General features: G+C 72.1%; 12 protein-coding genes. 6 read left to right on the forward strand and 6 right to left on the reverse strand.

Annotated features, from left to right (window positions below):
* The 4 genes from VGR37_07560 to VGR37_07575 all read left to right on the forward strand — a co-directional run.
* The coding region (locus VGR37_07560; GenBank protein ID HEV2147244.1) for a DNA/RNA non-specific endonuclease at window positions 1–965 on the forward strand (965 nt) is incomplete at its 5' end.
* A gap of 79 nt (window positions 966–1,044) precedes the next feature.
* Complete coding sequence (locus tag VGR37_07565) at window positions 1,045–1,284, forward strand: DUF6364 family protein (protein ID HEV2147245.1); 240 nt, start codon at window positions 1,045–1,047, stop codon at window positions 1,282–1,284.
* Between the two features lie 178 nt (window positions 1,285–1,462).
* Window positions 1,463–1,831 carry a hypothetical protein gene (locus tag VGR37_07570; GenBank protein HEV2147246.1) on the forward strand — a complete coding sequence of 123 codons (369 nt, stop codon included), beginning with the start codon at window positions 1,463–1,465 and terminating at the stop codon, window positions 1,829–1,831.
* Window positions 1,832–1,909: 78 nt separating this feature from the next.
* Window positions 1,910–2,224 (forward strand): hypothetical protein, encoded by a 315-nt coding sequence (locus VGR37_07575; GenBank protein ID HEV2147247.1) that lies wholly within the window; start codon window positions 1,910–1,912, stop codon window positions 2,222–2,224.
* Window positions 2,225–2,294: 70 nt separating this feature from the next.
* On the opposite strand, the gene rsmI is transcribed toward VGR37_07575, so the two are convergent.
* The 3 genes from rsmI to trxA all read right to left on the reverse strand — a co-directional run bounded on the left by rsmI (window position 2,295) and on the right by trxA (window position 4,783).
* Window positions 2,295–3,149: a 16S rRNA (cytidine(1402)-2'-O)-methyltransferase gene (gene rsmI / locus VGR37_07580; protein HEV2147248.1), complete on the reverse strand. Its 855-nt coding sequence runs from the start codon at window positions 3,147–3,149 to the stop codon at window positions 2,295–2,297.
* On the reverse strand, window positions 3,150–4,127 hold the full coding sequence (locus VGR37_07585) for a hypothetical protein (protein ID HEV2147249.1): 978 nt from the start codon (window positions 4,125–4,127) through the stop codon (window positions 3,150–3,152).
* 323 nt (window positions 4,128–4,450) lie between these two features.
* Window positions 4,451–4,783 carry a thioredoxin gene (gene trxA, locus VGR37_07590; protein HEV2147250.1) on the reverse strand — a complete coding sequence of 111 codons (333 nt, stop codon included), beginning with the start codon at window positions 4,781–4,783 and terminating at the stop codon, window positions 4,451–4,453.
* Between the two features lie 102 nt (window positions 4,784–4,885).
* Here trxA and mce point away from each other — a divergent pair, with 102 nt between their 5' ends.
* Window positions 4,886–5,287 carry a methylmalonyl-CoA epimerase gene (mce, locus tag VGR37_07595; protein HEV2147251.1) on the forward strand — a complete coding sequence of 134 codons (402 nt, stop codon included), beginning with the start codon at window positions 4,886–4,888 and terminating at the stop codon, window positions 5,285–5,287.
* A 6-nt stretch (window positions 5,288–5,293) separates the two neighbouring features.
* Here mce and VGR37_07600 read toward each other — a convergent pair whose 3' ends face one another.
* The gene (locus tag VGR37_07600; GenBank protein ID HEV2147252.1) at window positions 5,294–5,755 is read right to left on the reverse strand and encodes a hypothetical protein; all 462 of its coding nucleotides are present in this window, start codon (window positions 5,753–5,755) and stop codon (window positions 5,294–5,296) included.
* Window positions 5,756–5,832: 77 nt separating this feature from the next.
* Window positions 5,833–8,472: an ATP-dependent chaperone ClpB gene (gene clpB, locus VGR37_07605; protein ID HEV2147253.1), complete on the reverse strand. Its 2,640-nt coding sequence runs from the start codon at window positions 8,470–8,472 to the stop codon at window positions 5,833–5,835.
* Window positions 8,473–8,866: 394 nt separating this feature from the next.
* On the opposite strand from clpB, the gene ggt reads away from it, so the two are divergent.
* Window positions 8,867–10,525 carry a gamma-glutamyltransferase gene (gene ggt, locus VGR37_07610; protein HEV2147254.1) on the forward strand — a complete coding sequence of 553 codons (1,659 nt, stop codon included), beginning with the start codon at window positions 8,867–8,869 and terminating at the stop codon, window positions 10,523–10,525.
* Window positions 10,526–10,594: 69 nt separating this feature from the next.
* On the opposite strand, the gene VGR37_07615 is transcribed toward ggt, so the two are convergent.
* The coding region (locus VGR37_07615) for a hypothetical protein (protein HEV2147255.1) at window positions 10,595–10,994 on the reverse strand (400 nt) is incomplete at its 5' end.

Genomic DNA, 10,994 nt, shown 5'->3' on the forward strand with positions numbered 1-10,994 from the left:
CGGTGGACTCGGTCGCGTGGAGCACCGCCCCGCGGCGGGGGGCCTCGTGGGAGCTGCGCGACCTCGGCGGGAACCGGGCGGAGGTGGGGGGGCCCGCGTGGACGGTCGCGACGGAGAGCTTCGGCCGCGGGGACCGGGGGACGCCGGGACGGGTGGAAGCGCTGAGCGGGGCGCTTCCGGGGGGCGGCGCGGTGGCGGCCGGGGGCGCGGAAGTGGCGGCCTCACCGGTGGCGGAGGGGCCGGTCTACCGCAACCACCTGGAGTTCGGGACGCCGCGGGACGTCACGCCCGCGGACGACTACCTGATGGAGAAGCCGCAGTACGTCCTCTCCTACAACCCGCGCCGCAACGTCGCGAACTGGGTCGCCTGGAACCTGAACCGCACCCACTTCGGCGACGCGCCGCGCTCGTCGTCGTTCACGTCGGACCCGGCGCTGCCGTCGCGCTTCACGCGGGTGGTCAACTCGGACTACACGGGGAGCGGCTACACGCGCGGGCACATGGTGCGCAGCGAGGAGCGCACGGTCACCCCGGAGGAGAACGCATCCACCTTCCTGCTCACCAACGTCCTCCCCCAGACGCAGGACCTGAACGCGGGGCCGTGGCTGGGGCTCGAGCGGTACCTGCAGGAGCAGGCGCAGAAGGAGGGGCGGGAGATCTACGTCCTCGCCGGGGGAATCTTCCCGGAGCGGCCGGAGACGCTCAGCGGACGCGGCAAGGTGGCGATCCCCACCCACACCTGGAAGATCGCCGTGCTGCTGCCGTCCGGGCGAGGGCTCGCGGACGTGAAGTCCGCCCGCGACCTGCGGGTGATCGCCGTGAACATGCCGAACGAGAACGGCATCGCGACGCGGCCCTGGCGCGACTACCTGACCACGGTGGACGCGCTGGAGGAAGCAACGGGATACGACTTTCTCGACAAGCTGCCGGACGAGATCGAGGCGGAGGTGGAGCGGAGGCGGTGAGGGGGAACGAAGGCTTGACCTCGGCCTCGTACATGCGGACGCCCATCTCGCATCAACACGCACGCCGGGGGCGCGCTCGATGCAGAGAATCACAAAGACCCTATCGCTCGACTCGAAAGCACTCGAGCGCGGGGAGCGTTACAGCGAGCGCCACGCCACGAGCCTGTCGCAGCTTGTGAGCGACTTCCTGTCCCGTCTCCCGCTGGATGAGGAGGAGCAGGAATTGCCCCCGGTCGTTCGCCGGCTCCTGGGAGCAGCGTCGGGCCGGACGGACGAGGAAGACTATCGGGAGTACCTGTTCGAGAAGTACGGCCGTTGAGGCTCCTGATCGACGGGAACGTCGCTATAGTCGGCATCCCTCGCGCGGCAGCACTGGGCCGGAGACACCGCGTCCCCCCTCGTAGCCGTCGAGACGTGGCCCGGACCTACGCCGTTGTGGGAGCAGGGGTTATCTTTCCCCCTCGTCTCCCTGGGCTCCTACTTCTGCTTCGAGGTTCATGCGCTCGGCCGTCTACGCCGCTCTGGGTTCGATCGCGCTGCTGAGCGGCTGCGGGGCATACTGGTACTCGCCGATGCCCGCTCCCCAGCGATCTCCCTCCACTCCCGCTCAGGTGCGCGTCACCCAGCGCGACAGCACCCGCGTGGTGCTCGCGCAGGCCGTGCTCTACCGGGACAGCCTCGCCGGCGTGGTGGCACGCGGCCCCGGCAAGCGCGAACGGGTGGCCGTCGCCGTGGCGGACATCGCATACGTGCAGTACCGCCAGCCCGGCTACCTGCCCCGCGAGGGCTGGACCGGCGTCGCCGCCGTCTTCGGTACGGTGGGGATCCTCTACTTCCTCGTGCCCAAACTCCTGCCGCTGGATTGACCCATGCCGCGCATGTCGGCGCCTCGCTCCCTGCTTGGGATCGCAACGCTCGCTCTCGGCGTGGCGTGCGCTCCGGCCGTGCAGCGTCCGGCCGCGGAGCAGATCCTGGTCTACCGCGGACGCGACGTGGAGGTGACGCTCCGGTCGGGAGAGCGCGTCCTGCTGCGCGGCCCGGAGGTGGAGGGCGACAGCGTCTTCGGGGGGTGGAGCAGTGGAGCCTCCGGCGACCGGCGGGCCGCCGTTGCCCTCGCGGAGATCGAGCAGGTGCGCGCCGTCTCGCCGCCCCGGGCCCGGCGTGAGATGGTGCGTCAGGCGGAGACGGCTTCGCTCATGGTGCTGGTCGTGCCACTCGCCATTCTCTCGTGGCTGATCTTCGGCCGGGTTATCTGGTGACCCCTTGCGGGTCTGTGCGCGCCGGGCGAAGCGTTCCGCAACGGCGCCTGAGCGTCGACGCCCGGCGCCGCTACCCCTCCCCGTCCCCCTCCGCCGCCTCCTGCGCCAGCTCGTACGCCACGTTCCGCGCGATCCCCAGCCGCCGGCGCAGCTCCTTCGCCACGGCGCTGGGCGCCATCCCCTGCGCCAGGAGCGCCTGCGCCACCGCGCGCGCGGCCAGCGCGTCCGTCTCCGCCTCGGCGTCCGCGTCCTCCGCACGCCCCTCCACCACCACCACGATCTCGCCCCGCGGCTCGCGCTCCTCGAAGCGCTCCGCCGCCGCCTCGGCGGTCCCGCGGAAGAACTCCTCGTGCAGCTTGGTCAGCTCGCGCCCGACGGCGACGCGGCGCTCCGGCCCCGCGGCGGCGGCCAGGTCGCGCAGCAGCTCCGCCGTGCGGTGGGGCGACTCGTACAGGACGGCGGCGTAGGGGAGCCCGGCGATCTCCTCCAGCAGCTCGGTGCGGCGCCCGCCCTTGCGGGGGATGAAGCCGTAGAAGGCGAAGCGCTCGGCGGAGATCCCGGAGGCCACCAGGGCGGCCAGCAGCGCGGAGGCGCCCGGGACGGGAACCACCTCGAAGCCGGCCTCCACCACCTCGCGGACGATGCGGGCGCCGGGGTCGGAGAGGAGCGGGGTCCCCGCGTCGGTGACCAGCGCCACGTCTCGCCCCTCGCGCAGCATCTCCACCACCGTGGCGGCTCGCGACCTCTCGTTGTGCTCGTGCGCCGAGACCAGGCGCCCCTCGACGCCGTAGTGGCGGAGGAGGACCTGGCTCCGGCGCGTGTCCTCGGCCAGGATCACGTCGGCCGCCTTCAGCACCTCGACCGCGCGGTAGGTGATGTCGCCCAGGTTGCCGATGGGGGTGCTCACCACGAAGAGCGACGCCACTCAGAACCCCACGGCCCAGGGCAGCCGGGCGAAGAACCCCTGCTCCGCCAGCACGAACCGCGAGTCCCGAGACACCTTCACCATCACCTCCGCCGGATCCACCGCGTACCGGTCCGCCGCGGTCACCAGCGCCTCGGTCACCCAGTCAGCCACCCCCTCGGTGAGCCCGAGCGGGGTCGCCACCGGGTCGCCGCGCACCCGCCCCTCCTCGGTGAGGACGAACCCCTCCACGGCGGGGCGCCGGACGAGCACCGCGGCCTGGGCATCGCGCATCAGCTCCAGTCCTGCCTCGCGCCCCACCGGCGCCGAGAGCTCCCGGAGCACCCCGCCCACGATTCGGCGGTACAGGTCCACCAGCCCCGGCCCGGCCTGCGCCGGCAGCTCGGGGAGCGGGGGGTACAGGCCCACGCGGAGGTCGTCCCCCGCCTCCTGGAAGACCGCGCGGATGAAGTCGCCCACGGGGACTGCCGCGTCACGCTCGCAGAAGTACCCCGCGCGGTACGCGCCCCGGTCGAAGACCAGGTACTGGTGCGCCCGCCGGTCGCACAGCTCCACCACGCCGCTGAAGGTGCGGGCGCGGAGCGCCGGGAAGAGGGTGTCCGGGCGCCGGGCGTCCTCGCCGTCCGTCCAGGGGAGCGGCTCCTGCACGATCGTGGAGAGCATCGCCTGGAGCTGCGCCTCCGGGGCGCCCAGGTAGGCGATCTGGCCTCCCTCGCCGCGCTCGCTCTCCGTCCCCACCACCCGCACGACCTCCGCCAGCGCCACGGGTCCGCGGCAGTCCGGGTCGATGCGGGCCGCGTGGAAGGGCTCCCCGCCGCGCATGAAGATGAGGTAGCAGCGGTCGCCGAGCTGGACGGCCACGAAGCCGGGGACGCGTGCGGTCCGGTCGCGCTTCCCGTCGCTGAGGAGCCCCGGGAGGTTGACGTAGCTGAGACGCGTCTGCGGGAGGTACGCGACTTCGTGGGGGAAGCGGTACATGGCGCCTGGGTCGGATCGGGGGGGAGGCGGATCCTGTGTAGAATACATATGGCGTGCCGGCATGGAAAGCCGCGCCGCGCCTGGAGCCGGCACGCGGGGTCCTCTGCATTCGGCACGCAGCAGCAGCAGAATGCAGGATCGGGGGTGGAACCCCACCCCCGATCCGGTCGTGCCGTCGGCCGTTCTACGGTACGAGAGACCGCGGCTGCTCAAACGGAGTGCAGATCAAGGCGCCCGAGGACGGCGACTGAGGCGTGGTCGTTTCACGCCGCAGGGAGCCGCCCGCAGGGCAACGCAGAGCTGCGCCCGTTTCAGCAGCCGCCCTACGCGGCGAGGTGCTGCTGGATCTTCTGCTCCAGCGCCTGCCGGGGCACCGCGCCGATCACCGTGTCCACCAGCTGCCCGTCCTTGAAGAACAGGATGGTGGGGATGGAGCGGACGTTGAACTGCGCCGCGGCGCGCGGGTTGGAGTCCACGTCCAGCTTCCCCACCTTCACCTGCCCCTGGTACTCCCCGGCGAGCTGCTCCACGATGGGGGCGATCATCCGGCAGGGCCCGCACCACTCGGCCCAGAAGTCCACCATCGCCAGACCCTCGCCGATCTCGGTCTGGAAGTTGTCGTCGGTCACCTTGACGGTGTTTCCGTTCTCCGCCATTTGTGTCCTTCCCGTGTTGGAGGATCGGTAGCCAGGCCCGCCGCCGCGGGCTATTCTTCACCGCGGCCGAATCACGCAAGAAACCAACCGTTGCGAGGCGCGATGAGCGAGCGGGCTCTGGATCACGTCGGGATCGCCGTCCAGTCGCTGGACGAAGCGCTCCCCGTCTTCGAATCTATCACCGGGGGCAAGGGGTACGGGCGGGAGACGGTGGAGTCGCAGGGAGTGGAGATCGTCTTCGTGGGGGAGGGCGCGGGGAGGATGGAGCTGCTGGCCCCCACCCGCACGGACTCCCCCGTGGGGAAGTTCCTGGCGAAGCGGGGGCCGGGGATGCACCACCTCTGCTACCGCGTGCCGGACGTGGCCGCCTCGCTGGACGACTTCCGGCGCGACGGGTACGAGCTGATCGACCGGGAGCCGCGCACGGGCGGGCACGGCCACCGGGTCGCGTTCCTCCACCCCCGCTCCACCGGAGGGGTGCTGATCGAGCTGGTGGAGGGATAGCGGCGGCTACTGCCGGGCGGGGGTGGGGGAGGTGACCGCCTCCAGCCCCACCTGCTCCAGGAACCAGCGCGAGTCGGGCCCCCGCACCACCACGAAGGGGACGTCAGGCCTGCGGTTCCCCTGCCGGAGCTGCGCCGTCACCCGCACGGCGCTCCCCATGCGACCCGGGATCGGCTCCTCGCCGCGGATGGTGTAGCCCTCGTTCTGGAGAACGTTGGCGATCCCGTACATCCGCCTCTCCACCTGGCCGGGGGGGTCGCGGTACATGACCGCGCCCTTCTCCGTCCCGAAGATGTACCCCATCTCCGCGTAGTCCTTCTCGGCGGCGAGCTGCAGGAAGCGCTCGACCGCCGCGGACGGCGCGGGCGCTCCGGGCGTGCTCCGGGGGGCGGGCGGGCGGGCGGAGGCGCAGGCGGCGAGGAGGAGCGCCGCGAGGGGAAGGAGCAGCGGGAGTCGAAGAGCGCGCAAGGGTCCTCCAGGTGGGAAAGAGAAGGGGCCGCTCCGGTCGGAGCGGCCCCGAATGCTAGATACGCCCCCGGGGGGTGTCAAGCGGCCCCGGCCTCCACCTCCGCCGACCGGCCGGCGGCGCGGAAGGCGAGCAGGTGGGAGCCGTCCTCCCGGTCCACGACCACGGTGTCGCCCTCCTCGAACTCGCCCTCCAGCACGCGGATGGCGAGCGGGTTCTGCACCAGGCGCTGGATGGCGCGCTTCAGCGGGCGCGCCCCGTACGCCGGGTCGTACCCCTCGTCCGCGATCAGCTCCTTGGCCGCGTCGGTCACCCGCAGCCCCAGCTTGCGGTCGGACAGGAGCCGCTCCAGCCGGCGGAGCTGGATCTCGACGATGTGCTTCAGGTCGTCCGTCCCCAGCGGACGGAAGACGATCACGTCGTCCACCCGGTTCAGGAACTCCGGACGGAAGGCCCGCCGCAGCTCGGCGAGCACCGCGGCCTCGACCTCGGCGCGCACGTCCAGGTCGCGGAGGCGGCCGGACTGCTCCAGGATCATCGGGCTCCCGATGTTGGAGGTCATGATGATGACCGAGTTGCGGAAGTTCACCACCCGCCCCTGCGAGTCCGTCAGGCGCCCGTCGTCCAGGATCTGCAGGAGGATGTTGAAGACGTCCGGGTGCGCCTTCTCGATCTCGTCGAAGAGGATCACCGAGTACGGCCGGCGGCGGACCGCCTCCGTGAGCTGACCGCCCTCCTCGTAGCCCACGTACCCCGGGGGCGCGCCGATCAGCCGGGCCACCGCGTGCTTCTCCATGTACTCGGACATGTCGATCCGCACCATGGCGTCCTCGTTGTCGAAGAGGAACTCGGCCAGGGCGCGCGCCGTCTCCGTCTTCCCGACCCCGGTGGGCCCCAGGAAGATGAACGAGCCGATGGGACGGTTGGGGTCCTGCATCCCCGCCCGGGAGCGCCGCACCGCGTCCGCCACGGCGCGGGTGGCATCCGGCTGCCCGATCACCCGCTCGTTCAGGTGCTCGTCCAGGTGCGCCAGCCGCTCGCGCTCGGACTGGAGCATCCGGGTGACGGGGATCCCCGTCCACCGCGCCACCACCTCGGCGATGTCGTCCGCGTCCACCTCCTCCTTGAGGAAGCGGGAGCTCTGCTGCAGCTCGTGCAGGCGCGCCTCGGCCTCCTGCAGGTCCTTCTGGAGCCCGGGGACCTCGCCGTACTGGATCTCGGCGGCGCGCGTCAGGTCGCCCACGCGGGTGGCGCGCTCCGCCTCCACGCGCAGCTCGTCCAGCCGCTCCTTCATCTCCCGCAGGTCGGTGATGACCTGCTTCTCGCTCTGCCACTGCGCCTTCATCCCGGAGGAGCGCTCGCGCAGGTCCGCCAGCTCCTGCTCCAGCCGGTCCAGCCGCTCGCGCGACTCCGGGTCGGTCTCGCGGGAGAGCGCCTGACGCTCGATCTCGAGCTGCACGATGCGGCGCTCCACCTCGTCGATCTCCTGCGGGAGCGAGTCGATCTCGATGCGCAGGCGCGACGCGGCCTCGTCGATCAGGTCGATGGCCTTGTCCGGGAGGAACCGGTCGCCGATGTACCGGTTCGAGAGCGTCGCCGCCGCCACGATGGCCGGGTCGGTGATCCGCACCCCGTGGTGCACCTCGTAGCGCTCCTTGAGCCCGCGGAGGATGGCGATGGTATCCTCCACGGTGGGCTCGCCCACGAACACCGGCTGGAAGCGCCGCTCCAGCGCGGCGTCCTTCTCGATGTACTGGCGGTACTCGTCCAGCGTGGTGGCGCCCACCACCCGCAGCTCGCCCCGGGCCAGCGCCGGCTTGAGCATGTTCCCGGCGTCTGGGGAGCCCTCGGTCTTCCCCGCCCCGACGATGGTGTGGAGCTCGTCGATGAAGACGATGAACTTCCCCTCGGCCTCGGTGATCTCCTTGAGCACCGCCTTGAGCCGCTCCTCAAACTCGCCGCGGTACTTGGCGCCGGCCAGCATGGCGCCGATGTCCAGCGAGATCAGCGTCTTCTCGCGCAGCCCCTCGGGGACGTCTCCGTTGACGATGCGCTGCGCCAGCCCCTCCACGATGGCCGTCTTCCCGACGCCGGGCTCGCCGATGAGCACCGGGTTGTTCTTGGTGCGCCGGGAGAGCACCTGCACCAGCCGACGGATCTCCTCGTCGCGGCCGATCACCGGGTCCAGCCGGCCGCGCCGGGCGCGCTCGGTGAGGTCGGTCGAGAAGCGCTGCAGCGCCTGGTACTTCTCTTCCGGGTTCTGGTCCGTGACCCGGTGCGCGCCCCGGACCTGCTCCAGCGCCTGCATGATCGCGTCGCGGGTGGCCCCCTGCGGAGAAAGCAGATCGCGCGTGGTAGAGCCCTTCTGGGCGGCGAGGCCCAGGAGGATGTGCTCGGTGGAGACGTACTCGTCCTTGAGGCCGCGCGCCTCCTTCTCCGCCTGGTCGAGGATCTCGTTCAGCTCGCGGGAGATGGTGGCCTGCGCGCCGCCGGACTGCTTGGGAAGCCGGCCCAGCGCGGCCTCGGTCTCGCTCGCCAGCCGGGCGACGTTGACGCCCACCTTCTGCAGGACGGGGACGACGATCCCCTCCTCCTGCGCCAGAAGCGCCGCGAGCAGGTGCACGTCCTCGATGGAGGGGTTCCCGCCGCGCCGGGCGGCGTTCGCGGCCTCCTGGATGGCTTCTGCCGATTTGACAGTGAGTCGATCGAAGTTGATCATGTGCTTTCCTTTGCGTTGTCGGGCGGCGGCGCGGTCCACGGTCGGGTCGCGGCGTTCCCCTGCGGGTGGTCGCCCTGATTGCGTGTCGCTGCCGGGAAACAAAGGAAGATCCGTGCCCGGTTTTCGCTGCCATTTTGTCTAAGTTTCGCGCCTGCTTGCACCTTCGGGACGGGACGCCGTGAGCCGTCATACCGGCCGGGCCCATGCAAACACTTGAGGCCGTCGAGTCCCACCTGAGACGCTAGCGCCCCGCTTCTCCTGTCGGATGGAGAGCGCACCCGTTGGGATGGAACAACTTGCGACGAGGCACGGCCGTTGCCGGCTCGGAAACAAACGCCGGGGTGGGAGCAGGGGACGCGCGGGGCCGGCGATCCACGATGGGAGGAGCGAGAGGATGAGCAACGAGACGGGCTCGCGGACCGGGCGCCCGCCGACCTTCGCGCCGCGGGCGATGGTGGCGGCGCCGCACTACCTGGCGACCAGCGCCGGGCTGGACGTGCTGCGCCGTGGGGGTAGCGCGGTGGACGCGGCGATCGCCGTCAACGCGGTGCTCGCGGTGGTGTACCCGCACTGGTGCGGGATCGGCGGGGACGGCTTCTGGCTGGTCCACGACCCGCGCCGTGGCGGGGTGGAGGGGCTCAACGCCAGCGGGCCCGCGGCGCGCCTCGCCACGCGCGACTACTACCGGGAGCGCGGACACCCGGAGGAGATCCCCGCGCGCGGCCCGCTGGCTGCGCTCACCGTCCCCGGGGCCGTGGACGGGTGGCGGATGGCCCACGAGCGCTTCGGCCGGCTCCCGTGGGAGGAGCTGTTCGCGGACGCGGTGCGCTACGCGCGCGAGGGGGCCCCGGTCGCGCGCTCGCTGGCGTCCTGGCTGTCCCGGCGGCTGGACCAGCTCGCGGGGCATTCGGCCGCGTCCCTGGTCACGGGCGGCCGGGGCCCGCTGCGGGAGGGAGCGCGCGTCGCGCACCCCGGCCTGGCCGACACGCTGGAGCGGATCGCCCGGCGGGGGGCGCGGGAGGGGTTCTACGAGGGGGAGACGGCGGAGCGGATCTGCTGCGCGTTGCAGCCGGGCGGATCCCCCCTGCGCCCGGAGGACTTCGCCGCCTTCCGCGCGGAGTGGGTGGAGCCCGTCTCGACGGAGTACCGCGGGCTCACCCTCCACGAGCTCCCGCCCAACTCCCAGGGCTTCACCGCGCTGCAGATCCTCAACCTCGTGGAGGGGTTCGACGTGGGGGCGTGGGGCGACGGCACCGCGGACTACTACCACCACCTGGCCGAGGCGGTGAAACTGGCCCTCGCCGACCGGGACGAGTGGCTCACCGACCCGCGCTTCGTGGACGTCCCGCTCCGCCGCCTCCTCTCGAAGGAGTACGCCGCCGAGCGCCGCCGGCTCATCGACCCGGACCGCGCCCTCCCGGTGGGCGGGGTGGCGCCCGGAATCCGCTTCGGCCCGGCGGCGCGGCGGACGCCGCTGGCAGGCGACACCTGCTACTTCTGCGCGGTGGACGGAGAGGGGATGGCGGCCTCGGTGATCCAGTCGCTCTACCAGGAATTCGGGAGCATGGAGGCCGGCGGCGACACCGGTGTGATCCTGCAGAACCGCGGGACCTGCTTCTCCCTGGACGACCGCCACCCCAACCGGCTGGAGCCGGGGAAGCGGACCTTCCACACCCTGATGCCGGCCATGGCCTTCCGCGGCGGGGAGCCGTACCTGGCCTTCGGCACCATGGGGGGAAACGGTCAGGCGCAGACGCACGCGGCGCTCGTCACCCGGATCGTGGACTTCGGCTACGACGTGCAGCAGGCCATCGAGGCGCCCCGCTGGGTGGTGGGGCGCACCCTCGGGCGGGACGTGGAGGAGCTGCACCTGGAGGGGCGCACCTCCCACGCGGTGGTGGGGGAGCTCTTCGCGCGCGGCCACGACGTCCGCATGGCGATGGACTGGGACGAGGACATGGGGCACGCGCAGGCCATCCGCATCCACCGCGACACCGGCCTCCTGGAGGGGGGCGCCGATCCGCGGGGGGACGGCGCGGCGCTGGGGTTCTGAGCGGATGAAGAAAGCGCCCCCGCCGCGAGCGTCGCGGCGGGGGCGCTTCTTCACCTTGCCAGAACCGGCTCAGGGCACGGTCGAGTACAGCAGCGCGTTCACGAGCATCGGCTGGGTGGCGCGCCAGAAGAGGCGGAAGACCGGATCGTCCGCGAAGAGCACCACGCTCCCCCGCCCCACGCGCTTGGTCACCAGCCAGGCGCCCTCCTCCAGCCGCTTCAGGTTGGCGGGCGAGATCACCCCGGAGATCCGCTGCAGTCCCTTGGGGAAGTGGGCGACCGTCTCCACCCCCGCCGCCGGCTCGAAGACGAGCCCGCCCTCGTGCAGGGCGAAGCCCCGCTCGGGGCGGCCGTCGGTGCCGGCGCCCCAGGCCAGCGGGTGCGCGGGATCCAGGCGCAGCGGGAGGATCGTCCCCGGCACCTGCTCGCGCCACTCTTCCCGCTCGCGCTCCTCCCGCCCGGCGAGCAGC

The sequence above is a fragment of the Longimicrobiaceae bacterium genome (assembly GCA_035936415.1).
Lineage (GTDB): Bacteria > Gemmatimonadota > Gemmatimonadetes > Longimicrobiales > Longimicrobiaceae > JAFAYN01.

Coding starts and splice junctions, on each gene's coding strand:
- VGR37_07565 (HEV2147245.1), top strand. CDS start 1,045: ATGCAGAGAATCACAAAGACCCTATCGCTCGACTCGAAAGCACTCGAG.
- VGR37_07570 (HEV2147246.1), top strand. CDS start 1,463: ATGCGCTCGGCCGTCTACGCCGCTCTGGGTTCGATCGCGCTGCTGAGC.
- VGR37_07585 (HEV2147249.1), bottom strand. CDS start 4,127: ATGTACCGCTTCCCCCACGAAGTCGCGTACCTCCCGCAGACGCGTCTC.
- trxA (HEV2147250.1), bottom strand. CDS start 4,783: ATGGCGGAGAACGGAAACACCGTCAAGGTGACCGACGACAACTTCCAG.
- mce (HEV2147251.1), top strand. CDS start 4,886: ATGAGCGAGCGGGCTCTGGATCACGTCGGGATCGCCGTCCAGTCGCTG.
- clpB (HEV2147253.1), bottom strand. CDS start 8,472: ATGATCAACTTCGATCGACTCACTGTCAAATCGGCAGAAGCCATCCAG.
- ggt (HEV2147254.1), top strand. CDS start 8,867: ATGAGCAACGAGACGGGCTCGCGGACCGGGCGCCCGCCGACCTTCGCG.